Origin of the sequence: Hymenobacter sp. DG25B, assembly GCF_000801315.1 — a bacterium.
Lineage (GTDB): Bacteria > Bacteroidota > Bacteroidia > Cytophagales > Hymenobacteraceae > Hymenobacter.
Genome location: NZ_CP010054.1, coordinates 96,303 through 122,338, shown reverse-complemented (window position 1 = coordinate 122,338; position 26,036 = coordinate 96,303). Strand labels below are relative to the sequence as shown.

Genomic DNA, 26,036 nt, shown 5'->3' with positions numbered 1-26,036 from the left:
CCCCTATGTATACCACCCTCCAGCCCGACCTGCAGCAGCAGCTACAGGAAATAAAAGATGCCGGCCTCTACAAAAAGGAGCGCATCATTACCTCGCCCCAGGGCGCCGAAATTGAGACGGAAGAGGCGGGGGAAGTGCTGAATTTCTGCGCCAATAACTACCTGGGCCTGTCCTCGCACCCGGAGGTAATTAAGGCGGCCAAGGAAGCCATTGATACCCACGGCTACGGTATGTCGTCGGTGCGCTTTATCTGCGGCACTCAGGATATTCACAAAGAGCTGGAAGCCAAGCTGGCCGAGTTTCTGGGTACCGAAGACACCATTCTGTACGCAGCAGCTTTTGATGCCAACGGCGGCGTGTTCGAGCCCCTGTTCAACGAGCAGGACGCTATTATTTCCGATGCTCTGAACCACGCCAGCATTATTGATGGCGTGCGCCTGTGTAAAGCCCAGCGCTACCGCTACACCCACAACGACATGGCCGACCTGGAAGCCCAGCTGCAGGACGCCGTGGCCAAAGGCACCCGCCACCGCATCATCGTTACGGACGGCTCCTTCTCCATGGACGGCACCATTGCCCAGCTGGACAAAATCTGCGACCTGGCCGATAAGTATGAGGCCCTGGTGATGATTGACGAGTGCCACAGCATGGGCTTCCTGGGCAAAACCGGCCGCGGCACCCACGAGTACCGCAACGTGATGGGCCGCGTGGATATCATTACCGGCACGCTGGGCAAAGCCCTGGGCGGCGCCATGGGCGGCTTCACCTCCGGCCGTAAGGAAATCATTGACATGCTGCGCCAGCGCAGCCGCCCTTACCTGTTCTCCAATACCCTGGCCCCGGCCATTGTGGGTGCCAGCATCCGGGTGCTGGACCTGCTCACGGAAAGCACCGAGCTGCGCGACCGGCTGGAGGAAAACACCAAGTATTTCCGCGAGGAAATGACCAAAGCCGGCTTCGACATTAAGCCCGGTGAGCACCCCATTGTGCCCGTGATGCTGTATGATGCCAAGCTGAGCCAGGAGTTTGCGGCCCGCATGCTGGAGCACGGCATTTACGTGGTGGGTTTCTACTTCCCCGTGGTAGCCAAAGGCCAGGCCCGCATTCGGGTGCAGATGAGCGCCGCTCATACCCGCGCGCATCTGGACAAGGCCATTGCGGCCTTTATAGCCGTAGGCAAAGAGCTGGGTACCCTCAAGGACCGCTCGGCCGCCCAGCCGGAAGCCGGCCAGGTGGTTATCAACACGCCATGATGTCCATAGACTATGCACGAAAAAGGCCCGCCAGATGGCGGGCCTTTTTTATGAACTCTACCTGAGCCGACAGCCATCCGCTAACAGCCAATGGCCAGATTAAGCGGCTACTTCTTCGGTGGAGAGCTTCTTGGGAGAGGAAGCTTTAGGCTCGGCGTCAAACAGCATTTCGTTCAGGCGGGCCCGCAGGTCGGAGGTAGACAGGTTGCGGTACACCTCGCCGGCGCGCACCAGGGAAATCTGCCCGGTTTCCTCGCTTACTACCAGCACCACGCTGTCCGTCACTTCGGAAAGGCCAATGGCGGCGCGGTGGCGCAACCCCAGGGAAGCCGGCACGTCGGGGTTTTCGCTTACCGGCAGAATGCAGCGGGCCGCTTGTATGCGGTTGTTGGCGATGATAACGGCCCCATCGTGCAGGGGGCTGGTTTTGTTGAAGATGCTCATCAGCAGGCGCTTGCTTACGGCAGCATCAATCAGGTCACCGGAGTCGGCGTAAAACTTCAGATCAGAGCCCATGCTGAACACAATGAGCGCGCCGGTATTCTTGCCGGCCAGGCTCTTAGCGGCTTCTATGAAGGGCATGATGTTCATTTTCTCGGCGGCAGAATCGCGGCGCCAGGAGAACACGCGCATGCGCTCCAGCGTGGTGGCCTTGCCAATGGTGAGCAGAAACCGCCGGATTTCCTGCTGAAACAGGATAATGCTGGCCAGCACGCCCACGCTCATAAACTGCCCCAGAATGGTGGTCAACAGCTCCATGCCCGCGGCCCGCACCACCAGGTACAGCAGGTAAATCGACATCAGCCCCAGAAAAATCTTCAGCGCTACGCTGCCGGTCAGCAGCTTGTAGAGCTGATAAAATAGGGCCGTAACCAGCAGCACGTCCACTACGTCCAGCCAGCCAATACGCAGGAAGCCGATGGTGAAGGAGCCAATCACGGGGAGGAAGGAGTTGAGTATGTGTTGAATACGAGCTGAATGGTTTGCATGGCTTCGGCCACGTCATGTACGCGCAGGAGGCGGGCGCCGTTGAGCAGCGCTATGGTATTGACGGCCACAGTACCCGTAAGGGCTGCATCCGGGGTGAGTCCCAGCGGCTTAAAAACCATGGATTTGCGCGAGAGCCCGGCCAGAATAGGCAGGCCCAGCACGCGCAGCTCATCCAGGCGGCGCAGCAGCTCGTGGTTTTGGGCGGCATTTTTGGCAAACCCGAAACCCGGATCCAGCACCACGTCTACCACGCCGGCGGCGCGCAGGGCAGCCAGCTTATCCCGGAAAAACCGAACCAACTCCGTTACCAGGTCCTCGGCGTACTCGGTGTGCTGGGCCATGTCCTGCGGGGTGCCGCGCATGTGCATCAGCACGTAGGGCACGTTCAGGCGGCCGGCCGTGGCTATCATATCGGCATCCAGGGTGCCGGCGCTGATGTCGTTCAAAATATCGGCCCCGGCGGCTACGGCTTCGGCGGCTACGCTGGCCCGGAAAGTATCAATGGACAGAAAGGCCTCCGGAAAGCGCTGCCGCAGGGCCTGCAGGGCGGGCAGAACGCGGCGCTTTTCCTCCTCCTCGCTTACCTCCGCGGCGCCGGGGCGGGTGGAGTAGCCGCCTAGGTCCAGCACGGCGGCGCCGGCCGTAAGCATGGCCTCGGCGCGGCGCAGCAGCTCATCGGCGGCACCAATGCGGCTGCCGGCAAAGAACGAATCGGGCGTGAGGTTGAGGATGCCCATTACCTGTGGGCGGTGCAAATCCAGCACGCGGCCACGCGGGCAACTCAGCGTTTGCCTCACCGAAAAACACGTATCTTTCGCGGCCTGGGGTAGCATAGTTATGGAAGCGCTCAGGAACTCAAAAACCAGGTTTTGGGGTAAAGAAACCGGGTTTCTTCCATACGGTTGCGTTCAGGCAGCACAAGGCCGCGGGCGCAATCGGGTTTCCAGGGCCCCAAATACCCAAGATTCCAACAAATTAGGCTGAAAATCTTGCAGAACCAAACCCAGCACGAGTACGACGCGGTTATCGGGCACTGCCGGAAGCTGTTTCTGGCTAAGTCCCACGACTATGGCACGGCCTGGCGCATTATGCGCCTGCCCTCCATCACCGATCAGATCTACATCAAAGCGCAGCGCATCCGCTCCATTCAGGAGAAAGGCACCCAGCGCGTGGCCGAAGGAATTGATGAGGAGTTTGTAGCCATCATCAACTACTGTCTCATTGCCCTCATGCAGCTACACCTGCCGCTGGAGGCCCCGCTGGAGCTGCCTCTGGAGGAAGTTACCGCCGCCTACGACCGGGAAGTGAACACCACCCGGGAACTGCTCTTCGCCAAAAACCACGACTACGGCGAGGCCTGGCGCCACATGCGCGTGGAAAGCATCACCGATATCATTCTGATGAAGCTGCACCGCACTAAGCAGATTGAAGATCTGGCGGGGCAAACCAAGGTGTCGGAAGGGGTGGAGGCCAACTACCGGGACATGCTGAACTACGCCGTTTTTGCGCTGATTAAGCGCGGGCTGGCGGCGGCTCCCCAACCAGAATCGGCTCACACAGTTTAAGGCTACGAACGTACACGTATTTTCTTATGAGGTTAGTTACCCGCATTTGCTGGTTGTTGCTGGGAGTGGTGTTTATTTTCTCCGGCCTGGTGAAGCTGAATGACCCGGTGGGCACGGCGCTGAAGCTGGAGGAATACTTTGAGGTGTTTTCGCAGGATTTCGGGCAGTTTTTCATGTGGTTCTACCCGCATGCCCGCACCATTTCGCTTATTCTTAGCACGCTGGAAGTAGTGCTGGGCGTGGCCCTGTTGCTGCGCTGGCATCTGCGCAAAACCCTGTGGGTGCTGCTGGGCCTGCTGGTCTTCTTTGGCTTCCTCACCTTCTACTCGGCAGCTTTCAATAAGGTAACCGACTGCGGCTGCTTCGGCGACTTTATTAAGCTCACGCCCTGGGCTTCCTTCACCAAGGATATGATTCTGCTGGCCCTGTGGCTGGTGGTGTTTTTTGGGCAGCGCTACCTGCGGCTGGTGTTTGCCAAAGGCACGCTGGGCGTGATGTACATCACCATTGCCGCCGCGGTAGCCGCCGGTATTGGTGTGTATGCCCTGGGCCACCTGCCTTACTTCGATTTCCTGCCTTACAAAGAGGGCAACAACATTGGCCAGCTGATGAAGCCCGCAGCCCCCCTGCGCTACAAATACATTATGGCGCGCAACGGCCAGGAGCAGGAGTTTACCGAGTACCCCACCGATACCACCTGGAAGTTTAAGCAGATGGTAGCCCTGAACCCGGAAGACGCACCCAAAATCACGGACTTTCGGGTGTGGAATGATGAAGGTGATTACACGCAGGAGATTCTGAAAGGCAACAAGCTGCTGCTCATTATCCAGAATGTGAACAGCGCCGACCGGGACCGGTTCGACAAGATGAACACCATGATTCTGTCGGCTGATTCTTCCAAGCGGGATATCAAAACCGTGGTGCTCACCAGCAGCAACCCCGCCGACTACGATGCCTTCCGCCATGAGGTAAACCTGCCCGTGCCCTTCTACTACGCCGATGCCACGGTGCTGAAATCCATGGTGCGCTCCAACCCCGGCATTATTCTGCTGGAAAATGGCGTGGTGAAAGGCAAGTTCCATTATCACGACATCCCGACTCGCGAAAAGCTGGAAGAGCTGCTATAATTCAGTTGCCGGTTACGAGTTGTTAGTTGCCAGGTCGCTCAACGAGTGTCTGACAACCGGCAACCGGCAACCGGCAACTGGCAACTGAATAAGATGATTTGGTTTATCCTTCGCCGCCTAGTGCAGGGGCTCCTGGTACTGGCCGGCGTAGCCCTTACGGTATTCTTTCTGTTTAACGTGCTGCCCGGCGACCCGGTAGCTCTGCTGGCCGGCCAACGCTCAGACGAAGCCACACGCGCGGCCATTGCCGCCGACCTGGGCCTGGACAAGCCCCTGCCCGCTCAGCTGCTGGGCTACCTCAATGATGTGTCGCCGGTGGGCGTGCACCCCCGGGACTCCGCAGGCGTGGCCAAGTACGGCGGCGTTACGCTGGTGCCGCTTGGCGAGCAGGCCGTGGTGCTGAAAAAGCCCTACCTGCGCCGCTCCTTTCAAAGCAACAAAGAAGTGCTGCTGATTTTGCTGGACCACTTTACCGGCACTATGTGGCTGGCCCTGGCGGCCATGCTGCTGGCGGCGGTACTTGGTATTCTGTTCGGTGTGCTGGCCGCGCTGCGCCCCCATTCCTGGATTGACCGCACTTTGATTACCACCTCGGTACTGGGTATCTCGGTACCATCGTTTGTGGCCGCTATCCTCATTGCCATGACCTTTGGCTTTTACTGGAGCCGCTGGACGGGCCTGAACCTAACCGGACAGCTCTTTGAAACGGACCCCTTCACCGGCCGCCATCTGGTGCTGCGCAACCTCATTTTGCCGGCCTTCGCGCTGGGCATCCGGCCGCTGGCGGTCATCACCCAGCTCACGCGCAGCTCTATGCTGGATGTGCTCAGCCAGGACTACATCCGCACGGCCCGGGCCAAGGGGCTTTCCAGCTACCGCACCGTCATGGGCCACGCCCTGAAAAACGCGCTGAACCCGGTGGTAACGGCGGTGTCCGGCTGGCTGGCCTCGCTCATGGCCGGGGCGTTTTTCATTGAATACATCTTCAACTGGAAAGGCCTGGGCACCGTTACGCTCCGCGCCGTAGAAAACCTGGATTTCCCCGTGGTAATGGGCTCCACCATCTTTATTGCCGCCCTGTTTGTGGTGGTGAATATTGCGGTAGATGTCTTGTATGCCGTCCTCGACCCGCGGGTAAAACTGGGGTAGTTATTGGGTTGAATGAAGCGGGGCAGTCGGTTTGGCTTATGCTATTCTGCTTCCTGGCTCTGCTGACTGTACCCCGAAAAAAATGTTGCCTATGCGTCTGTTTCTGATTGGGATGCCGGGAGCCGGGAAAACCACGCTGGGCCGCGCGCTGGCCACCCTGTATGCGTTGCCTTTTCTGGATCTGGACGAGGAAATTGTACGGCAGGAGCAGCGCAGCATCCCGGAGATATTTGAGGCCGAAGGGGAGGATTATTTCCGCCAGCGGGAAGCGGCGATGTTGCGGGAGGTAGTGCAGCAGCAGCCCCGACTGGTGCTGGCCACGGGCGGGGGCACGCCCTGCTTTCATAACAACCTGGCGGTATTGCTGCAGGAAGGACTCACGATCTACCTGCACGTGCCGGTAGAGAAGCTGGCGCGGCGCCTGCGTTCCGAAATGGCGGCCCGACCTTTGCTCTCTCATTTGCCGGATGCAGCTGCCCTGCAGCAGCAACTTCTCGAAACACTGAGCCGCCGGGAGCAGTTTTACGAGCGCGCCCCGCTGCGCTGCACGGGTTCCGGCTGCTCGCCGGAGGCTGTCAGCCACTTAATTTCCCGGTTTCTGACTACCGGGTAAGGGTTATGGCCAAGATAAGTGCCGTTTTGCGGGTTGATGCGTACTTTTGCCTGTTGAATCTGAGCTAACCACTGATATGAATACATCCTCTTCTGCTGCCGAAGCCCAACCAACGCCGGTGAAAACGCCCGATGCCATCAAGCCCAAGCACAAAGGATCGGCCCGTTTATTCGAAAACCCCACGCTGGAGCGCCTCACGCACACGCACATTGCGGCGCCGCTCAGCATTTTCTTCGCCGTGGCGGCCGTCAGCCTCTACTATGGCTTGAGCGAGGGGCTGCTGACGGGCCTGAGCGCCATGGGTCTGTTTCTGGCGGGCTGGTTCCTGTTCACGTTAGTGGAGTATCTGATGCACCGCTTCGTATACCACATCAACACCAACACGCCTGCCAAGGCCAAGTTTCAATACACCATGCACGGCGTACACCACGAGTACCCGAAAGATAAAACCCGCCTGGCCATGCCGCCCATCCTGACGGTGTTCGTGGCCTCGCTGCTGTTTTTCATCTTCCGGTTTGTATTTGGCAACGCTGGTTTCGGGCTGCTGGCGGGTTTTGTGTTCGGCTACGCGCTATACCTGTTTGTGCACTACGCTCTCCACGTGTACGCGCCACCAAAGAACTTCCTGAAGTTCTGGTGGCACCACCACGCTCAACACCACTACAAGCAGGATGAAATTGCTTTTGGCGTGAGCACCACGCTCTGGGACCACATCATTGGCACCATGCCTAAGCAGCGGAAAGTTAAGTAAGCCTGCCTACCGTGCAATACAGCATAAAAAAGGGAGCCTAAAGGCTCCCTTTTTCTATGTTAACTAGCTTATAAAGACTAGCGGCGCACGCGGCCGATAATCCACCAGATTAGCAATACTACCAGTACTACGCCGATAATGCCCGTCCAGGCGCCGGCTTTAAAGATGTCGCCAACTACTTCACAGCTGCTCAGCGAAAAGGTGAGCAGCACCAGGCACATGGCCAGAAAAGGACGATAGAGTTTCATAGGAGTTGCGGGAGAGAGTGAGAGAGCAGCGGCCCATTTGGCCGCCCTATACTGCCTGATACTCTCTTATTCCCGAAAAAGTTGACCTAGCCTAGGGGTATAAACGCGCAAAACCCCTCGTCGCGGGGGCGAACGAGGGGTTTTGTAGTGGCGCTCCCTCCTGGGCTCGAACCAGGGACCCTCTGATTAACAGTCAGATGCTCTAACCGGCTGAGCTAAGGAAGCGGTTATGGCGACATTTATCTGTCGTTGCGGGTGCAATATTAGGTCAGAAAGCAGGTTTCTGCAAGCATTTGCCTGAAAAATATTTTCAAAAATCGCCTAATTCGTGATTGTCAGCAGATTGCCGGACAGGGCCGTGTTGTATTGCCGCAGGGGGCGGGCACCCGGTCCGGCCTGCAGCTGCCCATCCAGCCCAAACTGGGAGCCGCAGCACTTATCTACCAGAAACAGGCGGGAAGAGTCTATTTCTACTCGGGCGCAGGAGTCAAAAGGGCGGTAGGGGCAGTTGCGCTCAAATGCTAGGTAGGTACTGGCATTCTGCCGAACGATAATCAATCCCCGCACGCCACCATCGTGCTCTACGGCCCCGCGGTCGAAGCGTAGCTGCTGGTACTCCTGGTTGGTCAGGTTGATGACCTCATTGACTACGGCCAGGGGAATCTGGGGCTCGGCCTCAGAGCCATTAGAGCCGCAGGCGGCCAGTAGCAATGCCCCACTCAGCAGGCAGGCAAAACGCTTGAAAAGGCGGAAATCAGGAGTAGTCATAAAATCCTCGGCCGGTTTTGCGGCCGTGCTGGCCGGCATCTACTTTCTGCTGCTGAATACGGCTGGGGCGGAATTTAGGGTCGAAGTGGAAGGCCTCAAACATGGCGGAGGTAACGGAGAAGTTGGTGTCTACACCAATCAGGTCCATCAGGCGGAAGGGCCCCATGCGGAAACCGGTGGCTTCCATGAGCTCATCCACCACCTGAAAAGACGCTACCTGCTCTTCCACAATCTTGAGGCCCTCCACGTAGAAATGGCGGGCCACCCGGTTTACAATAAAACCGGGCGCATCGGCCGCCCGCACGGGCTTTTTGCCCAGTTTCTCCGCCAGGGCAAACACCGCATCGGCTACGGCCGGAGCCGTGGCTACTCCGCTGATAACCTCCACCAGCGGCATAAGCGGCGCCGGGTTAAAGAAGTGCATGCCCACCACCCGCTCGGGGTGCTGAATGGGCGCCGCTAGCCGGGTGATTGGCAACGACGAGGTGTTAGATGCCAGAATAGTGGTGGGCGGGTTCAGCGCCGCCAGCTCCTGAAACAGCTGGTGCTTCACGCTGAGCTTCTCCACCACGGCTTCCACAATCAGGTCGGCCTGCACGGTGGAAAGGTCGGTGGTAGGGCGCAGGCGGGCCAGGGCTGCTTCCCGCTCTTCAGCAGTTAGCTTGCCTTTGTCCACCAGCTTGCTCAGGCCGGCCGCAATGCTCTGCTGGGCTTTCGTTAATACTGCTTCGTTGATATCGAAGAGGATGGTGGGAAAGCCGTGCTGCACGCACACCTGCGCAATGCCCAGCCCCATGGTGCCCGCGCCCACAATAGCAATGGTAGTAATGCCGGGTTGCTGGTTGGTGGCGCTGAGGGGTTGGGCAGAGGAATCAGACATAGAAAGCAGGCGTTATTTCAGAAGAACTTAGCTCAACGTAGTTTATTGCACGCCTTCAAACTGGCGCAGGAAACGCATGTCGTTTTCCGTGAACAGGCGCAGGTCTTTAATCTGGTACTTGAGCATGGCAATGCGCTCAATGCCCATGCCCCAGGCGTAGCCGGAGTAGCGTTCCGCATCAATGCCGGACTGCTCCAGCACGGCGGGGTCTACCATGCCGCAGCCGCCAATTTCTACCCAGCCGGTTTGCTTGCAGATGTTGCAGCCCTTGCCTTTGCAAATCAGGCAAGTAATGTCAATTTCGGCGCTGGGCTCGGTGAAGGGGAAGAAAGAGGGGCGGAAGCGCACCTGCACATCGGCTCCGAACAGCTCCTGCACAAAGTAGTACACGGTCTGCTTGAGGTCGGCGAAGCTCACGTTTTCATCCACGAACAGCGCCTCCACCTGATGGAACATCATGTGGGCACGGGCCGAAATGGCCTCGTTGCGGTACACGCGGCCGGGCATAATGCTGCGGATGGGCGGCTGCTGGGCCTTCATCACGCGCACCTGCACCGGGCTGGTGTGCGTGCGCAGCACCCATTCCTGCTCGCCGGGCGTGCGGTGCACAAAGAACGTGTCCTGCATATCCCGGGCCGGATGGTTTTCGGGGAAGTTCAGGGCCGTGAAATTGTGCCAGTCGTCCTCAATTTCCGGACCCTCGGCCACGTTAAAGCCAATGCGGGCCAGAATGCGCGTAATTTCCTCGCGCACCAAGCTTAGTGGGTGGCGGGTGCCCAGCGCATTGGGTACGGTGGGCAGAGAGTAGTCGAAGGTAGGGTCGGCGGGGGCATTGCTGGTAGCGGCCTCCAACTGTTGCTGGCGCTCGTCGAAGCGGGCCTGCGCCAGCTGCTTGAGCAGGTTAAGCTGCTGACCCACAGCGCGACGGTCTTCCTGGGGTACGGTTTTCAGCTGATCAAATAAATCAGCCAGCTGCCCTTTGCGACCGGTGAAAGCAATACGGAACTGCTCCAGCTGTTCCGGGGTTGTGAGGTCGTAGGTTTCAATGGCGGTCTGCAGCCGCGTGATATTCTCCTGCATAGTGTTACAAAGGTACACGCTCCCTGCAAACCGTCGGCACTCACTTTTTGATGGACTTTCTTCCCGCAAAAGCGTATTGAATCATTTCAGGTTGATAGCAAAATAGTATTAATGTGATAAATTATATGATTTATATAATAAATAACATTCCTTTTTTGTAGTTTACTCCTCTGCTTTTCATCCACCGACTCTCACTCGTAGAACCTCATAATTGCCATGCAAAAATCTGTTTTCTTCTGGCTTCTGGCAGCCACTACCGTCAGTAGCTCCGTAGCCCTGGCGCAACAAACCGCCACCCCGGCTCCGGCTACTCCCGCCACTACTACGCCGGCACCCGCTACTACCCCTGCTGCCTCCGATGGATTTGGTGCCCCTACCAATACCACCAGTGATATTGACGGCATGCAGGTAGCGCCGGGGTTTACCGCCGCCCCCGCTGCCCGGGTTACTACCGACTACCGCGGGCGGCCCATTCCCCGGTACGTGCGGCGTAAAGTGGCCGAGCCCTGGGGCGTGCCGGCCCCGGCCGCTGCGGCGCCGGAAGCGGCCCCTGTTATTGCCACTGATGCTAATTCGCAGGCCGGTGATGCCTTGGGTGGCCAAAGCGTAGAAGCCACGGAGCCAGCGGTAAAAGCAATGGTTCCTGCCAGCACGGCTACTACGGCCAAGAAGCCCGCCAGCACCACCTCCACCAAAGCGCCTGCTAAAAAAGCCCCCGCGCCCGCCAAGAAAAAAACGACTTCTGGCTGGGATTCCGGCGGATGGTAGTCAGGAAAGATATTTTGTAAGGAATGCCCAAATCTTATGGTTTGGGCATTTTTATTTTCAGCGTATTGGCTTGCTATTTGCTGATTATTAATCAATTAAATATTAGTCGAATGCAGTTTTTTGAGTGCTCACCGCTTAAGTCACCTTCTATATTCCACTTATACCCGCACGCAAATGAAATCCAGCACCCTATTACTCCTGGCAGCCGCGCTTCTCTTGCTGAGTGCACCCGCTGGCCTGGCCCAGAACAGGAAGCCCACTAAGGCTGCGTACCACCGCAGCAGCAGCACGCACCCGAAGCCCCGTGCCGGCGCCTACTCCCGCTACGATGCATCTAAGCGCCGTGGGGAAGAACATTTACAGCTGGCTCCCGGCATGCGGCTGAATATGCCCAGCCCACCTACCACCGACTATATGGGCCGCCCTCTGAAAAAGAAGCCCGCCAAACCAGTTTCCGGTGCTTCCAGCTTATCCTCTAAAAGTGGGGGTGAAGCCACCACCAAACAGCCGGCGGCTACCCCCGCAAATCTCCTAGAAAGCGCTAATACCCAAAGCGTATTCCTCGGCTTAACCAGCAGCACTGACCTCTTCTGAGTCAGCAGTGGTGGCTACGCTTGCCTGCGCGTGGTAGCGCAAGGTGCTGCTATTTTCGGGGCGCAATACCTCCTGTGCCGCAGCCAACAGCCCTTCCGGGGTTACGGCCTGAATCTGGGTACTCTCCTGGTTAATTAAATCAGCATTCCCCATCAGCTTGCAGTAAGCCAGATTCATGGCCCGGTTCAGCAACTCAATTTCGCCGAATACAATACTGGCTTCGGCCTGATTTTTTACTTTTTCCAGCTCTTCGCTGCCTACCAGGGTAGTGCGAAGCTCAGCTACTACCTTCTCTACGGCAGCTTCGGCCTGCTCCAGAGAAACCCCGGCATTCAGGCGGCCGCTGATAACCACCAAACCGGGCTCCAGGGAGCCGGTAACGGAGGCGGAAATCGAGTTAAACAAAGGCTCGTCCTTCACCAGCTGCTGATACAGGCGCGAGGACTTGCCCCGGCCCAGCACATCACTCAGCAAGTCCACGGTATAATACGCCTCGTCGGTGCGGGCGGGCATGTGGTACACTTTGTAGAAGGCATTCAGGGGCACATCGGCGGATACGTCCAGGGTGCGGGCCTGGGTCTGGCGCGGCTCCTGGGGCAGGTTGCGCTCATAGCGTGTGCCGCCCGGAATAGGGCCAAACCACTTTTCGGCCAGGCGCTGGGCCTCGGCGCGGGTTACGGCCCCGGCCACTACCAGAACGGCGTTGGCGGGCGAGTAGTGCTTGGCAAAGAAGTCGCGCACCTGTTGCATGGTGGCGTCTTCGATGTGGCTGATTTCCTTGCCGATGGTGGCCCAGTTATAGGGGTGCGTCTGGTAAGCCAGCGGGCGCAGCTTCAGCCACACGTCGCCATAGGGCTGGTTGAGGTAGTTCTGCTTAAACTCTTCCACCACTACTTTGCGCTGCACTTCCAGACCGTTTTCAGAAAACGCTAGGCTCAGCATCCGGTCCGATTCCAGCCAGAAACCGGTTTCAATATTGGCGGCCGGTAGCGTGAGGTAATAGTTGGTGATATCGGGGGAGGTGAAGGCATTGTTCTCGCCGCCCACCAGCTGCAGGGGCTCGTCGTAGCTGGGAATATTCACCGAGCCGGAGAACATCAAATGCTCAAACAAGTGCGCAAAGCCGGTATGCGCCGGGTCTTCGTCGCGCGAGCCTACGTTATATAAGATATTGAGCACGGCCATGGGCGTGCTGTGGTCTTCGTGCACAATGCAGCGCAGGCCGTTATCGAGGGTAAATTCTTCGAAATGAATCATAGGAGGGTGGGCAGCAGATGGGAAGCGGCGTCCTGGCCGCAGCCCGTTGTTCCGACTTAAACAGGGAAAGCACCCAAATGGGTGCTTTCTGTTCTTCAAAAATAGAAAAAAGCCGCTAGCGAAAGTAGCGCGAAGCTCCGGTTTCGCGCACGAGCGCAGCGAGTAGCAGGCGTATGTTCATGTCTGCACCCACGTGGGAACTCGCGTTGCTCGTGCGCAAAGCCGGAGCTTCGCGCTACAGGGGGTACCGCGCCTTATAGAGTGGCCTGCACGCCCAGCAGGAAAGTACGGGCGGTGGGGTAGGCGCCGGTATCGAGGCCGGCCTGTTGGCTATCGGCGCCCGCGCTGCTTACGTTGGGGTCAAAGCCGCGGTACTTAGATAGCACCAGCAGGTTGTGGCCGCCGGCCCAGACGCTGATGCTGCGGACTTCTTTTTGCCATACCTTACAGATGAGCGTGAGTGAGGTCAGGCGCACATGGTTGCCGGATTGCAGGTTATAGGAGGTCATGCCATACTGGGAAATATCCTGCCCTGTCCGGGGTACATCGGTTTCCTGATTATCAGGCGTCCAACGCTCGAGTATGCGGCCCGAAGCGTTGAATCCATAGACTATGGGGCTATCCAGATAGCGCAGGGGCACATTGAAAACCTGATAGCCAAACATACCATCCAGCTGCGCATCCAACGAAAAGCGTTCATACGAAATCTGTTGGCCTATACTTATCAGTTGGCGTGGCAAACCGCTCCCCAGTGCCTGGCGGTCCTCGTTGTTAATTTCGCCGTCGCCATTCGCATCGTGGAAGCGGGGTGCGCCGGTTGCGTCTACTCCCTCATAGCGCAGTCCGAAAAAGGTGCTGAATGGCTGTCCCTCGGTGGTGCTCTGGTAGGGGAAGCGAAAGGGGTAGAGCTGCGACTGGTACTGATTATGGTTGGCGGCAGCGGCCAGCGTAGTAGTGCCAGTAAATCGTCCGGCCTGCCACCGGCCAGTTGCTGTTAGTTCCAGACCGGTGTTCTGGACCTTGTAAAAGTTAGGTTCGTTGTGACTAAAAGGATAGGATTTGACTGCATTGCCTATGCCCGACCGGCGGGAATAAGCCGTTACGCCTGCCGTTAGTCTGTTCTGCCACAGGCCAGCCAGTATGCCGGCTTCCAGCTGGCGTATCCGGTCATGTACTAGCATAGCCGCTCTTCCGTCCGGGGTACCAGGGCTGGGTACCGCTATCTGAAAATAATTCCGCCCCAGATTACCCGAGCCGGAGGTATGGCCCCAGCCCACCCAGGCATCCAGCTTGCTGATAGCGTCTTTGCGCGGTAGAAAGCTTTCCTGGGCTACGTGCCAGGTGGCCTGAACGCCCGGCAGCCATTCCCACCGGTCATTTAGGGCGAAGGCACTGGAAGCATCACGGCGCAGGCTGCCCTGCAGCTGGTAGCGGTTGGCAAAAGTATAGCTGGTTTGGAGCAGGGTGCCCAGCTTTTCAGACTCATAACTAGCGCCACTTTTTCCTATGGCCCATCCGCCGGATATTATCCGTGGGTCCACTGGTACGTACTCTTTCCGCATATCCTCATAAAGGCTTTTCTGTGCTAAAGCCTCCAGGTCTGCTGATAGTATGTGTCGGCCTTCGCCCAGGCTATGCGTGAAGCGTAGTGCCGGATTCAGAGTCCAATCCTGATACGTGGCCTGCAATTCACCATGTGCCCCTGCCGCGTCACCCGGGTAAGGACTGCTGTAGGAATTACTGCGCAGAGATGCTTGTTCCAGGTTGCCTTTCACAGCCAGCAATAAGCCAGGCAGAAACTGGTAGCGCGCTTCCAGGTAAGTCAGCAACCGGTCTTGCCGTGGGGTCTGGTAATGTTCTTTCGCCTGTTTCACCGGGTTTACTACAGAGCCGTCGATAGTGTAGCTGCCATCCGGGTTGCGAACGGGAGTAGTAGGCGCCGCATACAGGGCATTTTCAAGTACATAATGAAAAGGCAGCCGCTGCCGGGTTTGGCTGATTCCTATTCCTGCCGCCAGATGCAGCCGCTGGCCCACCTGCTGTTCCAGGCCCAGCCGGGCACTGGCCCGGCGCAAGGTGGAGTTGAGCAATATCCCGTTCTGGCTCAGATAATCGGCACTGGTATAATAGTGAGTGCGGGCTGTGCCGCCATCCACACTCAAATGATGGTCCTGCACCGTGGCCGTGCGCAGCAGCTCGCTTTGCCAATCGGTGCCTTTGCCCAGGCGGGCAATTTGCTCCTCGGAAAAGAGAGGAGCCTTCCCTGCGTTGAGGCTGCTTTCATTGGCCAGCACGGCATACTCCTGGGCGTCCAGCAACTGGTAGCGGCTGCGCGCCTGCTGCACCCCGCCATAGCCTGAATAGCGCAGGCGAGGCGCCCCGGCCTGCCCGCGGCGAGTAGTGATGCGAATCACCCCATTCACGCCCTGGAAACCATAGCGTGCCGTTTCCAACGCACCTTTCAATACCTCCACGGAGGCAATGTCTTCAATTGGAAGACTAAGCAGCGGGTTGTTATCCAGCTCCAGCGCTTCCACGGGCTGGAAGCCATTTCCGGTTGGCGTTACCGCATCGTGATTAAGCTTGAACGTGTGTTGAAACGCCGGAACGCCATCTACCACATACAACGGCTGGGCTTCCTGTGCCAGGCTGGCTGCTCCCCGAATCCTCACCACCATGCCCGCCCCTGGCGCCCCGGAGTACGGCGTTGCCTGCACGCCGGCCACCCGCCGTAGCTGCTCCTGTAGCGGCAGGAAGTTGGTTAGCATAACACTGTCGCCAGGAATAGTGGTCAGCTGCGGAGGCTGGTAGCGGTAAGCTGGCAAGGTAGCGGCCGAATCAGGGTTTTGCGCCTGACCCGGAATAGCGGAACTGCTCACCAATAGGAAAACCAAGGGTAAACGATGCTTCATAAAGTAGAATAAACGATAAGAATCAGCGCCGAAGATAGAGGCTGCCCACCTGCTTCTTGCATTATGCCGCCGCAATGATTTTCCATCCAACCCAAACCCGTACTTTTGGCGCCATCATCTTCCCACCCGCCTGCTTTCCATGAACTTCGACCGCAAGGACTACTCCAACGACCAGCTTCTCCACCTGTACCAGGGCCTGCTGAAACCCCGGATGATTGAGGAAAAAATGCTCATTCTGCTGCGCCAGGGCAAAGTGAGCAAGTGGTTTTCGGGCATTGGGCAGGAAGCCATTTCGGTGGGCAGCACTCTGGCCCTGGACGAGGATGAGTACATTCTGCCCCTGCACCGCAACCTGGGCGTGTTCACTGGCCGCAACGTGCCCCTGGACCGCCTTTTTGCCCAATGGCAGGGCAAAACCACCGGCTATACCAAAGGCCGCGACCGGAGCTTCCACTTCGGCACCAACGAGCACCATATCGTGGGCATGATTTCCCACCTCGGCCCGCAGCTGGCCGTGGCCGGCGGCATTGCCCTGGCCGATCTGCTGGACCGCCGCAATAAAATCACCGTCACCTACAGCGGCGACGGTGGCGCTTCGGAAGGGGATTTCCACGAGGCCCTGAACGTGGCCGCCGTGTGGCAGCTGCCCGTCATCTTCATCATTGAAAACAACGGCTACGGCCTCAGCACGCCCTCCCGCGAGCAGTTCCGCTTTCGCTACTTCATTGATAAAGGCCCCGCCTACGGCATGGAAGCCGTGCAGGTAGACGGCAACAACGTGCTGGAAGTGTACGACACGGTGCGCCGCCTGGCCGAGGACCTGCGCCAGAATCCGCGCCCCGTGCTGCTGGAGGCGCTTACCTTCCGCATGCGCGGCCACGAGGAAGCCTCCGGCACCAAGTACGTGCCGCAGGAGCTGTTTGAGGAGTGGGCCCAGAAAGACCCGGTGCAGAACTACGAAAACTGGCTGATGGAGCAGGGCGTTCTGAGCGAAACCGCCCGCCACCAGTTCCGCGAAAAAATAAAGGCCGAAATTGAAGAAGGCCTGCGCGTGGCCGATGCCGTGCCCATGCCCACCGCCAGTCTGGAAGAGGAGGTGGCCGATATGTACGAGCCCTTCCAGGCACCCGACCGCGCCCCCGCCGCCGATGCGCCCGCTACCGACAAGCGCTTTGTAGATGCCATTTCCGATGGCCTGCGCCAGAGTATGGAAGAGTACCCGAGCTGGTGCTAATGGGCCAGGATATTGCCGACTACGGCGGGGTGTTTAAAATAACGGAAGGCTTTGTGGCCCAGTTTGGCAAGGAGCGGGTGCGCAACACACCCCTCTGCGAGTCGGCTATTGTGGGCGCCGGCCTGGGTTTGAGTATCAAAGGCAAGAAAGCCATGGTGGAAATGCAGTTCGCTGATTTCGTGACCTGCGGCTTCAACCAGATTGTGAATAACCTGGCCAAGAGCCACTACCGCTGGGGCCAGAATGCTGATGTGGTGGTGCGCATGCCCACCGGGGCCGGTTCGGCGGCCGGTCCGTTCCACTCCCAGAGCAACGAGGCGTGGTTTACCCACACGCCCGGCCTGAAAGTAGTATACCCCAGCAACCCCCACGATGCCAAAGGCCTGCTTTGCGCGGCCATTGAAGACCCGAACCCGGTGATGTACTTTGAGCACAAAATGCTCTACCGCAGCATCTCAGGCCCCGTGCCCGATGGCTACTACACTACGCCCATTGGTAAAGCGGCCCTGGTCCGTGAGGGCGAGGAGCTGAGCATTATCACCTACGGCATGGGCGTGCACTGGGCCACCCAACTGGCCGCCGAACTGAACCTGGACTGCGACATTCTGGACCTGCGCACCCTGCTGCCCTGGGACGAAGAAGCGGTACGGAAAACAGTAGAGAAAAACGGCCGCGTCATTATCCTGCACGAAGACACGCTCACGGGCGGCATCGGGGGAGAACTGGCCGCCTGGATTGCCGAGCACTGCTTCGAGAGCCTGGACGCGCCCGTGCAGCGCGTGGCTTCCCTGGATACCGCCATTCCGTTTGCGCCCCCGCTGGAAAAGCAGTTCCTGCCCCAGCAGCGTCTGCGCGAAACGGTAGAGAAGCTGCGCAACTATTAAAGTGTAGCGCGAAGCTCCGGCTTCGCGGACGAGCAACGCGAGTTCTGACGTATGCAGATGCCTGCTACTCGCGTTGCTCGTCCGCGAAGCCGGAGCTTCGCGCTACTTGCGTATCTTACCAATTGATTTTCCGCGGATAGTAGTACCCATGCAATTTTTCTCTTCTCTTAAGGTTGGTCGGTTCCTGAGTTTGCTGGTGCTGGCGTGTACGCTGCTGCTGGGCACGGGCTGCCACCGCTACCGTATTCCCAGCCCCAAAGGCCCGCCGCAACCCAAGGTGAAGCTGGGCAAAGCCAACAAGAATGGTACGGGTGTCTCGGCGGCTATATCGGATCTGAAGAACTCCAAAAACAGGTTCGATAAGCATGACATGCTGAAGCAGAAAAAGTATAAGCGCCGCCGATTGAAACACAAAGTGGGGCAGCGCAAGTTTATGGGTATCGTTTTCTAAACCAATTCCTTGCCCGGGCAGGCGGCCGGCTGCGTATACATTCTCAGGCTCTCCCGGTAATTACCTTCTGCTATTTCATATCCTCTACCACCATGGCTTTTCGCACGTTTTTCACCTCGGGGGTGTTGCTGGCTCTAACCTGCTGGCTTACCAGTGCTCCGGCCTGCGCCCAAACCAGCTATTCCAGCCCCGCTCAGCAACGAGCCGAAAACCGGAAGGCCCTCCGGGACGCCCGCCGGATCCAAACGCCCTACCAGGACTCGCACCTGGCCGTGACGCGGGAAACGTTTAAAGCCGGCGACAGCGGCAACCAAAAAGACCGGCCGAACGACGGCCGGGAGAAATATAAGTTCGACCACGAAGGGATTCCGCGCGTAAGCGTGCCCATGTCGGCCATGCTGCCCACGCATTGGCTGCGCCTACCCAAGAAACAAACGAAGAAGCCTACCACCACTCCATGAATTCCTGGATTCAACTAACCCAACCAGAACAGCTGGTCGATATCGTTCGCGAATCGGAAGAGCAGACTGTTCTTATTTTCAAGCACAGCACCAGCTGCTCCATTAGTGCCGCCGCCAAAAGCCGCCTGGAGCGCCAGTGGGCCGATGCCGGCCTGCAGAATGTAAAGCTGTACTACCTGGATTTACTGCGTTTCCGCCCTATCTCCAATGAAATTGCTGAGAAGTTTGGCGTGCGCCATGAGTCGCCCCAGCTGCTGCTGATTAAGCAGGGCGAGTGCCGCTACGATGCCTCGCACATGGGCATCCGCTTGAGCGACGTGCAGAGCCAGCTCTAGAATCCGTCAGGCCTAAAACAAAACGCCCCGCGTTGACTTCCATAAGTGGAATCAGCGCGGGGCGTTACTATACGGAAACGGCCGGAACCAGCGTTACCGGTCGTAGGTGAACTGAACCTGCTGCTGTATTTCGGAGTTCAGGCTAAGGGCTACCGGGCACGTACGGGCCGCATTTTCCAGAATGGTGCGTTCTTTGGCCGGCAGGGCAGCGGGCATATGAAAGTGCACATCTACCTGGGCAATGCGCCGCGGCTCGGCACTCATGTGCTTGGTTACTTCAAAGGTAGTGCCGGTTAAATCTACTTCGTGGCGGTTGGCCACGATGCCCATAATCGTCATCATGCATGAGCCCAGCGCCGTACTAACCAGGTCGGTGGGGGAGAAGGCCTCGCCCCGGCCGTGGTTATCCACGGGGGCGTCGGTCAGAATGGTGTTGCCGGAAGCTACGTGCGTAGCTTCGGTGCGCAAATTGCCGGCGTATTGAGCTGTGGCGGTTGACATATGCTTATGAAATTGAGCTAGACGAATGGTGGTAAATTTACGTACTTTCGAGAAGTCACGCCGGGCTGAGTTGGCCCTTGGCGGTTGGATGTTCCACGTTTTTTTCTTTTCGGGCGCTGTGCGTACCCATCTACTCTTTGGTTTTGCCCTGCTGGCTGTCTTGTGCGGCAGCCTGGCCCCGGCGCAGGCACAACAGGCCACCGAAACTCCTACCTACCAGAAAGAGTTTGCCTATGGCATCAACTTTAACACCAACGGCGGCCTCATTGGCGGCGGCATGGTGCGCTCTACCCATCAGCTGACCGCCGATATGGCGCGCTTCTGGATGGTGGAGGTGGTAGAGGTGAAACACCCCAAAGAGCAGCGGGTGCAAAATCCCTATACCGGCGGCGTTTATGTATTCGGAAAAACCAATTCGGCCTTTGTGCTGCGGCCTTCCGTAGGCGCGCAGAAGGTTATTTTCCGCAAAGCGCCCGATTCCGGCGTGCAGATAAACGGCCTGGTAGGCGCGGGCCCTTCGGTAGCTCTGCTGCTGCCCTATTATATCTACTACGACTACACCAAGCGGGATGCCCAGAACCGGCCCATCTCGCAGGAGGACATCCGGGCCGAACCTTATAGCCCGGAGAAGCACCGCAACGATGTTTTTATCTATGATCATGCCCCGCTCTTTTCGGGTATTAATGATCTGAAGCCCCAGGTAGGGGCACACGTGCGCGGCGCCCTCACGTTTGAGTACGGCCGTTACCGCGACGCCATTGCGGGCGTAGAAACGGGGTTTCTGTTTGAAGCGTATCCCAAGCCGGTATTATTGATACGCGCCCTGGGCACCCCCGATGATCAGTTAAACAACCGGTACTTCACCTCGGTTTATCTGACCATATACATCGGCAGCCGCAGCTAAGGCCAAAACAAGGCCGGTACATTCTTTACCAATAGCTGCCAACTGCCGCCTAGCCCCTACCTTTGTAGCATGGATGAAATGCTGACCCTGCCCGTGATTCAGCCGGAGGCTGCTGCGCCGGCTCGTCCGCGCAAGCCCGACTGGTTGCGCGTGAAGCTGCCCGTAGGCCCCGAGTACGCCAGCGTGCGCCGCCTGGTAGATGAACATAAGCTGCACACCATCTGTGAAAGCGGCAACTGCCCCAATATGGGAGAGTGCTGGGGAGCCGGCACGGCTACCTTCATGATTTTGGGCAACATATGCACGCGCTCCTGCTCGTTCTGCGCCGTGGCCACCGGTCGCCCCACCGAGTATGATACCGATGAGCCCCGCCGCGTGGCCGAAGCCATTCAGCTGATGGGCGTGAAGCACGCCGTGATTACCAGCGTAAACCGCGACGAGCTGAAAGACCGTGGTGCCAGCATCTGGCTGGAAACGGTGGTACGCATCAAGCAGCTCAGCCCGGAAACCACCATCGAAACCCTGATTCCCGACGTGAAAGCAAATTGGGAAGCCCTGGACGTAATGATTGCGGGCGGCCAGGAAGTGGTATCCCACAACATGGAAACCGTAGGCAGCCTCTACCGGCTGGTGCGCCCCCAGGGTAAGTACGACCGCAGCCTGGAGCAGATCCGCCGGACCAAAGCCGCCGGCCGTCGCACCAAATCCGGCATTATGCTGGGCTTGGGCGAAACCCGGGATGAAATGTACCAGGCCATGGATGACCTGGTAGCCAATGGCCTGGATATTCTCACGCTGGGCCAGTACCTGCAGCCTACCAAGCGCCACCTGGAAGTAGCCGAGTTTATCCACCCGGACCTCTTTGCCCACTACCGGGAAGAGGGCCTGCGCCGCGGCCTGAAGTACGTGGAAAGTGGCCCCCTGGTGCGCTCCAGCTACCACGCCGAACGCCACGTAAACGTTCCGATTTAATCGGAAGCTGCTGGCTATTAGCTGATAGTTGTTGGCTTTTCTTTAAGTCAAGCCCTAAAAAGGAAAGAGCCTGCTTCCATGGAAGCAGGCTCTTTCCTTTTTGCATAAAAGCCATCAGCCAATAGCCAGCAGCTCTTATCGTTGGGCCTGGTTATCCTGGGGTGGATACGTGCCCAGTACGCTGCCTACAATGCGGTACACTTCCGGCTCGGTAATGGTCTGGTTATCTACCCGCGCCTGGCCGTAGCCGCGCCAGGCCAGCTGCTTACGCTTAGCATCCACAATGTCGATGATAACGGTGCCGGCCTTGTAGTTGTCCACAATGTTTTGCTGCCGGCCGTAGCCATACCACCGGTACCCGTAGGGATAAATGCTGTTGTAGGCGGGGTCTACGCGCTGCTTGTCTTCCACTTTAGCGCTGTAGGCTACATACACGTCCGGGGTTTTGTCCGTAAGTGTCAGGCCTTTGCGGCTCATTTCTGCTTCCACGGCTTTGCGAATGCGCTGGTCCAGAAAGGAGTTGTAGCCCTGCGCGGGGCCACCTTCAGCATCAGAGGGCTGCTGCGGGTACCAGGCCCAGGTTTTGTAAGAGCGGAAGTTAATGCTATGGTCAAAATCAGCAGTAACCCCCACCCGGCCAGAGGTGGCGCAACCAGCACTACTCAGCAATATGCCCAGGCCTAGCACAGCAACAGCCAGGCGGCAAGAGAATAAACGAATGAGAGAGTTCATATAGCTTGGATGTAAAAGTAAAGTGAGCGAAGGCCCGCATAACTTACGTGCTTTTAGCATCTACAGGGCACGAAAAAGGACATTGCGGGCTTTGTTTTTTAACAGTTTGCTACCTCTCTCCGTTCCCTGTTTTGTAGAAGCCAACATGGAATCGGACAATTTTTTTTATTAGCACAACCTTTTGCAGTATCTTTTGGAATCTTAATACCACCTACTTCAGCATTATGGGTCGATTTCTCCTCTTCTTTTCCATCATTGGTCTTCTGTTTTCCTGCAGCTCTGCCTCTGAAACGTCTTCTTCTAAGCGCAACCAGGGTCCGGTAGCGCATAACACTATTGTAGACTGTGTGCTCTACGATGGTATGTCTAAAACGTCCAAAGAACTGGTGAAACTCTCGCCGGAAACGGAAGTACAGGTAACCGATACAGTGGACTATTATTTTATGAAAGTGCGTGTAGTAAAGGATGGCCAGACCTATAACGGCTATCTGCACCGCAACTGTTTCGGCATGTAGTTTACCAGTCCTGGAAAGTAGGCTGCCGGCTTACCGCCCTACCTACTTTTAGCGTAAACAAAAAGCCCCGCGCCAGATGGTGCGGGGCTTTTTGTTTGCTTGCTGCCGGGGGCCGGCCTGGTTAGTAGGAAGGACCCTTATCCGTAGGCACCAGCTGTTCTTCGGCATCTACGTACTGTTCCAGCGGCGTGCAGGAGCAAATGAGGTTCCGGTCGCCATAAGCTGAGTCGATGCGGGCTACGGTGGGCCAGAACTTGTAGGCGCGGGCGTACTCCGTGGGATATACTGCCTGCTCCCGCGAGTACGGACGCGTCCATTCGTGCGTGAGCACGGCGGCCGCCGTGTGCGGGGCGTGCTTCAGCATATTGTCCTTGGCATCGGCGCGGCCGGCTTCTACCTCCGCAATTTCCTTGCGGATGCCAATCATGGCCTCAATGAAGCGGTCCAGCTCCTCCTTACTTTCCGATTCCGTGGGCTCCACCATCAGCGTGCCCGCTACGGGGAACGATACGGTGGGCGCGTGGAAGCCGTAGTCCATCAGGCGCTTGGCAATATCCTCTACCTCAATGCCCGCCTTTTTGAACTGGCGGCAGTCGAGAATCATTTCGTGGGCGCAACGGCCATTGCTGCCGGTGTACAGCACGGGGTAGTGCTCTTCCAGGCGGGCCTTGATGTAGTTGGCGTTCAGAATGGCAATGCGCGTGGCCTGCGTCAGCCCCTCGCCACCCATCATGTTGATGTAGGCATAGGAGATGGGCAGAATGCTGGCTGAGCCCCAGGGCGCCGAGGTAACGGCGCCGTAGGTGCGGCCATCGGCATCTACCAGCACGTGACCGGGCAGGTAGGGAGCCAGGTCGGCCACTACGCCAATGGGGCCTACGCCGGGTCCGCCGCCGCCGTGCGGAATGCAGAAGGTTTTGTGCAGGTTCAGGTGGCACACATCGGCGCCAATGGTGGCGGGCGAGGTAAGACCTACCTGGGCATTCATGTTGGCGCCATCCATGTACACGCGGCCGCCGTGGTTATGAATGGTCTGGCAGATATCGATGATGGTTTCCTCGTACACGCCGTGCGTGCTGGGGTAGGTCACCATCAGGCAGCTGAGCTTATCCGCGTACTGCTCAGCTTTAGCTTTCAGGTCGGCCACGTCAATGTTGCCCTCCTCGGTGCTCTTCACCACTACTACCTGCATGCCCGCCATAACGGCCGAAGCAGGGTTGGTGCCGTGCGCCGAGGCCGGAATCAGGGCCACGTTGCGGTGCTGGTCGCCGCGGGCATCGTGGTAGCCTTTAATGGCCAACAGGCCGGCGTACTCACCCTGGGCACCCGAGTTAGGCTGCAGCGATACGGCGGCAAAACCGGTAACCTCGCACAGCCAGGCTTCCAGGTCCTTGAAAATCTCCGCGTAGCCCTGCGCCTGCTCCCGCGGAGCGAAGGGGTGCAGCCCACCAATTTCCGGCCAGGTCACCGGAATCATCTCGGCGGTGGCGTTCAGCTTCATGGTGCAGGAGCCCAGGGAAATCATGGAGTGAGCCAGGCTCAGGTCCTTGTTCTCCAGCTGCTTCATGTAGCGCAGCATCTCGTGCTCCGAATGGTGCGAGTTGAAGATGGGGTGCGTCAGGTACTCGCTGGTGCGGATCAGGTTGTCAGTCCAATTCACCGATACTTCAGCGGGCAATTCTACCGCGGGGGCGTCTTTGCCCAGCACTTTGCTGAACACGGCCACGATGTCGCGCACGTCTTCAATTTCGGTGTTCTGGTTCAGGGAGATGCCTACGCGGGGCGAGCCATGCTCTTCGAAATAGCGGAAGTTGATGCCAGCGGCCTCGGCTTCCAGCTTGATGGCATTTTGCAGCTCTACGCTTTCCAGCTTGATGTCCAGCGTATCGAAATAAAACTCATTCCGCTGATTCAGACCCAGATCTGACAGCGCGCCGGCCAGCGTTTGCGTGAGGCCGTGGATGTTGGAAGCAAACTGCTTGATGCGCTGCGGGCCGTGGTATACGGCATACATGCCGGCCAGCACCGACAGCAGCACCTGGGCGGTGCAGATGTTGGAAGTAGCTTTTTCGCGGCGGATGTGCTGCTCACGGGTCTGCAGGGCCATGCGGTAGGCCTTGTTGCCAGCGGCATCAATGCTCTGACCAATGATACGGCCGGGAATTACGCGCTTGAAGGCGTCTTTGGTAGCCAGGAAGCCCGCGTGCGGTCCGCCGTAGCCCATGGGCACGCCAAAACGCTGGGAGTTGCCCACCACGGCATCGGCGCCCATCTCACCGGGAGGCGTGAGCAGCGTGAGAGACATCAGGTCGGCGGCTACGGTCACGAACAGGCCGTGGTCGTGCGCTTTCGAGATGAAATCGGTGTAGTCGTACACGGCGCCATCGGCGGCGGGGTACTGCAGAATAGCCCCGAACAGGGACTCATCGGTGAGGTCGAAGGTGCGGTGGTTGCCTACTACCAGCTCAATGCCCAGCGGCGTGGCGCGGGTGCGCAGCACGTCAATGGTTTGGGGCAGCACCTGCTCCGAGACGAAGTAGCGGGTAGCATTCTTCTTCTTGGACAGGGAGTGGAACATGTGCAGTGTCTCGGCGGCGGCAGTGCCTTCGTCGAGCAGGCTGGCGTTGGCAATTTCGAGGCCCGTGAGGTCAATTATCATCGTCTGATAATTGATCAGGGCTTCCAGGCGGCCCTGGGCAATTTCGGCCTGGTAGGGCGTGTAGGCAGTATACCAGCCCGGGTTTTCGAGGATATTCCGCTGAATAACGGCCGGCAGCTGGGTGTCGTGGTAGCCCAGGCCGATGTAGTTTTTGAATAAGCGGTTTTTACCGGCAATCTGCTTGAACTTCGCCAAAAAAGCCCGCTCCGTGAGGGCAGCGGGCAGGTTCAGCGGCTTTTTCAGGCGAATAGCAGCCGGCACGGTTTCGTCGATGAGCTGGTCAATCGATTCCACACCGATGGTGCGCAGCATCTCGGCCACGGCCGTGTCGTCGGGCCCATTGTGGCGGTCCACGAACACATCGGCGGGCTTGGTTTTCAGCAACATAAAAGAATGGGTGAGGGTGGCAACAGCAAGGCTCCGGAAAGAGCCC

25 protein-coding genes, 1 tRNA gene and 1 pseudogene are annotated in these 26,036 nt (G+C 58.1%); 15 read left to right on the top strand and 12 right to left on the bottom strand.

What is annotated here, in order from left to right; genetic code table 11:
- The first annotated feature begins 5 nt into the window (after window positions 1-5).
- Window positions 6-1,253, top strand: coding sequence for a glycine C-acetyltransferase (gene kbl / locus PK28_RS00560; RefSeq protein ID WP_044515906.1), 1,248 nt, complete (start codon window positions 6-8; stop codon window positions 1,251-1,253).
- A 99-nt stretch (window positions 1,254-1,352) separates the two neighbouring features.
- On the opposite strand, the gene cdaA is transcribed toward kbl, so the two are convergent.
- Together cdaA and folP are read right to left on the bottom strand one after the other, a co-directional pair.
- Window positions 1,353-2,192, bottom strand: a complete 840-nt coding sequence (gene cdaA, locus PK28_RS00555; protein ID WP_044510352.1) for a diadenylate cyclase CdaA — start codon at window positions 2,190-2,192, stop codon at window positions 1,353-1,355.
- Window positions 2,189-3,007, bottom strand: coding sequence for a dihydropteroate synthase (gene folP / locus PK28_RS00550; protein ID WP_316931952.1), 819 nt, complete (start codon window positions 3,005-3,007; stop codon window positions 2,189-2,191). Before folP ends, cdaA begins: the two co-directional genes overlap by 4 nt.
- Before the next feature lie 225 nt (window positions 3,008-3,232).
- On the opposite strand from folP, the gene PK28_RS00545 reads away from it, so the two are divergent.
- From PK28_RS00545 to PK28_RS00525, 5 genes are all read left to right on the top strand, one after another.
- A complete protein-coding gene (locus tag PK28_RS00545; protein WP_044510347.1) occupies window positions 3,233-3,808 on the top strand; it encodes a DUF1599 domain-containing protein in 576 nt (191 codons plus the stop codon).
- Between the two features lie 26 nt (window positions 3,809-3,834).
- Entirely contained in the window at window positions 3,835-4,935 is a 1,101-nt protein-coding gene (locus PK28_RS00540; RefSeq protein ID WP_044510343.1) for a BT_3928 family protein, read from the top strand.
- Window positions 4,936-5,028: 93 nt separating this feature from the next.
- Window positions 5,029-6,084: an ABC transporter permease gene (locus tag PK28_RS00535; protein WP_044510341.1), complete on the top strand. Its 1,056-nt coding sequence runs from the start codon at window positions 5,029-5,031 to the stop codon at window positions 6,082-6,084.
- Between the two features lie 91 nt (window positions 6,085-6,175).
- Window positions 6,176-6,697: a shikimate kinase gene (locus PK28_RS00530; RefSeq protein WP_044515903.1), complete on the top strand. Its 522-nt coding sequence runs from the start codon at window positions 6,176-6,178 to the stop codon at window positions 6,695-6,697.
- 76 nt (window positions 6,698-6,773) lie between these two features.
- Complete coding sequence (locus tag PK28_RS00525; protein WP_044510339.1) at window positions 6,774-7,448, top strand: sterol desaturase family protein; 675 nt, start codon at window positions 6,774-6,776, stop codon at window positions 7,446-7,448.
- Between the two features lie 77 nt (window positions 7,449-7,525).
- Here PK28_RS00525 and PK28_RS20660 read toward each other — a convergent pair whose 3' ends face one another.
- The 5 genes from PK28_RS20660 to pheS form a co-directional block, all read right to left on the bottom strand.
- A complete protein-coding gene (locus PK28_RS20660; RefSeq protein ID WP_183073145.1) occupies window positions 7,526-7,696 on the bottom strand; it encodes a hypothetical protein in 171 nt (56 codons plus the stop codon).
- A gap of 148 nt (window positions 7,697-7,844) precedes the next feature.
- A tRNA-Asn gene (locus PK28_RS00520) sits at window positions 7,845-7,921 on the bottom strand.
- Window positions 7,922-8,017: 96 nt separating this feature from the next.
- Window positions 8,018-8,464, bottom strand: coding sequence for a Rieske (2Fe-2S) protein (locus tag PK28_RS00515; protein ID WP_044515901.1), 447 nt, complete (start codon window positions 8,462-8,464; stop codon window positions 8,018-8,020).
- Complete coding sequence (locus tag PK28_RS00510) at window positions 8,451-9,344, bottom strand: 3-hydroxyacyl-CoA dehydrogenase NAD-binding domain-containing protein (RefSeq protein WP_044510337.1); 894 nt, start codon at window positions 9,342-9,344, stop codon at window positions 8,451-8,453. Before PK28_RS00510 ends, PK28_RS00515 begins: the two co-directional genes overlap by 14 nt.
- 42 nt (window positions 9,345-9,386) lie before the next feature.
- Window positions 9,387-10,424, bottom strand: a complete 1,038-nt coding sequence (pheS, locus tag PK28_RS00505; RefSeq protein WP_044510334.1) for a phenylalanine--tRNA ligase subunit alpha — start codon at window positions 10,422-10,424, stop codon at window positions 9,387-9,389.
- A 216-nt stretch (window positions 10,425-10,640) separates the two neighbouring features.
- Here pheS and PK28_RS00500 point away from each other — a divergent pair, with 216 nt between their 5' ends.
- Entirely contained in the window at window positions 10,641-11,192 is a 552-nt protein-coding gene (locus PK28_RS00500; protein ID WP_044510331.1) for a hypothetical protein, read from the top strand.
- A 174-nt stretch (window positions 11,193-11,366) separates the two neighbouring features.
- Window positions 11,367-11,786 carry a hypothetical protein gene (locus PK28_RS00495; protein WP_156126176.1) on the top strand — a complete coding sequence of 140 codons (420 nt, stop codon included), beginning with the start codon at window positions 11,367-11,369 and terminating at the stop codon, window positions 11,784-11,786.
- Here PK28_RS00495 and PK28_RS00490 read toward each other — a convergent pair.
- Window positions 11,760-13,043, bottom strand: coding sequence for a M16 family metallopeptidase (locus PK28_RS00490; RefSeq protein ID WP_044510327.1), 1,284 nt, complete (start codon window positions 13,041-13,043; stop codon window positions 11,760-11,762). The two genes, PK28_RS00495 and PK28_RS00490, sit on opposite strands and share 27 nt — an antisense overlap.
- Before the next feature lie 254 nt (window positions 13,044-13,297).
- Entirely contained in the window at window positions 13,298-15,955 is a 2,658-nt protein-coding gene (locus tag PK28_RS00485) for a SusC/RagA family TonB-linked outer membrane protein (protein WP_082016883.1), read from the bottom strand.
- Between the two features lie 139 nt (window positions 15,956-16,094).
- On the opposite strand from PK28_RS00485, the pseudogene PK28_RS00480 reads away from it, so the two are divergent.
- The 4 genes and pseudogenes from PK28_RS00480 to ytxJ all read left to right on the top strand — a co-directional run bounded on the left by PK28_RS00480 (window position 16,095) and on the right by ytxJ (window position 19,320).
- Window positions 16,095-18,073, top strand: a pseudogene (locus PK28_RS00480) (alpha-ketoacid dehydrogenase subunit alpha/beta).
- Window positions 18,074-18,221: 148 nt separating this feature from the next.
- Entirely contained in the window at window positions 18,222-18,524 is a 303-nt protein-coding gene (locus tag PK28_RS00475; RefSeq protein WP_156126175.1) for a hypothetical protein, read from the top strand.
- 92 nt (window positions 18,525-18,616) lie between these two features.
- A complete protein-coding gene (locus PK28_RS00470) occupies window positions 18,617-18,985 on the top strand; it encodes a cupredoxin domain-containing protein (RefSeq protein ID WP_044510318.1) in 369 nt (122 codons plus the stop codon).
- The gene (ytxJ, locus tag PK28_RS00465) at window positions 18,982-19,320 is read left to right on the top strand and encodes a bacillithiol system redox-active protein YtxJ (protein ID WP_044510316.1); all 339 of its coding nucleotides are present in this window, start codon (window positions 18,982-18,984) and stop codon (window positions 19,318-19,320) included. Before PK28_RS00470 ends, ytxJ begins: the two co-directional genes overlap by 4 nt.
- Before the next feature lie 93 nt (window positions 19,321-19,413).
- Here the strand turns inward: ytxJ and PK28_RS00460 are convergent, their stop codons facing one another.
- Window positions 19,414-19,821: an OsmC family protein gene (locus PK28_RS00460; protein WP_044510314.1), complete on the bottom strand. Its 408-nt coding sequence runs from the start codon at window positions 19,819-19,821 to the stop codon at window positions 19,414-19,416.
- 118 nt (window positions 19,822-19,939) lie between these two features.
- Here PK28_RS00460 and PK28_RS00455 point away from each other — a divergent pair, with 118 nt between their 5' ends.
- Together PK28_RS00455 and lipA are read left to right on the top strand one after the other, a co-directional pair.
- The gene (locus PK28_RS00455) at window positions 19,940-20,725 is read left to right on the top strand and encodes a hypothetical protein (RefSeq protein WP_156126174.1); all 786 of its coding nucleotides are present in this window, start codon (window positions 19,940-19,942) and stop codon (window positions 20,723-20,725) included.
- 78 nt (window positions 20,726-20,803) lie between these two features.
- On the top strand, window positions 20,804-21,697 hold the full coding sequence (gene lipA, locus PK28_RS00450; RefSeq protein ID WP_044515898.1) for a lipoyl synthase: 894 nt from the start codon (window positions 20,804-20,806) through the stop codon (window positions 21,695-21,697).
- A 135-nt stretch (window positions 21,698-21,832) separates the two neighbouring features.
- Here lipA and PK28_RS00445 read toward each other — a convergent pair whose 3' ends face one another.
- Complete coding sequence (locus PK28_RS00445; RefSeq protein ID WP_197070442.1) at window positions 21,833-22,429, bottom strand: DUF4136 domain-containing protein; 597 nt, start codon at window positions 22,427-22,429, stop codon at window positions 21,833-21,835.
- A 224-nt stretch (window positions 22,430-22,653) separates the two neighbouring features.
- On the opposite strand from PK28_RS00445, the gene PK28_RS00440 reads away from it, so the two are divergent.
- Window positions 22,654-22,944: a hypothetical protein gene (locus tag PK28_RS00440; RefSeq protein WP_044510310.1), complete on the top strand. Its 291-nt coding sequence runs from the start codon at window positions 22,654-22,656 to the stop codon at window positions 22,942-22,944.
- 121 nt (window positions 22,945-23,065) lie between these two features.
- On the opposite strand, the gene gcvP is transcribed toward PK28_RS00440, so the two are convergent.
- Window positions 23,066-25,990, bottom strand: coding sequence for an aminomethyl-transferring glycine dehydrogenase (gcvP, locus tag PK28_RS00435; protein WP_044510307.1), 2,925 nt, complete (start codon window positions 25,988-25,990; stop codon window positions 23,066-23,068).
- Between the last annotated feature and the right edge of the window lie 46 nt (window positions 25,991-26,036).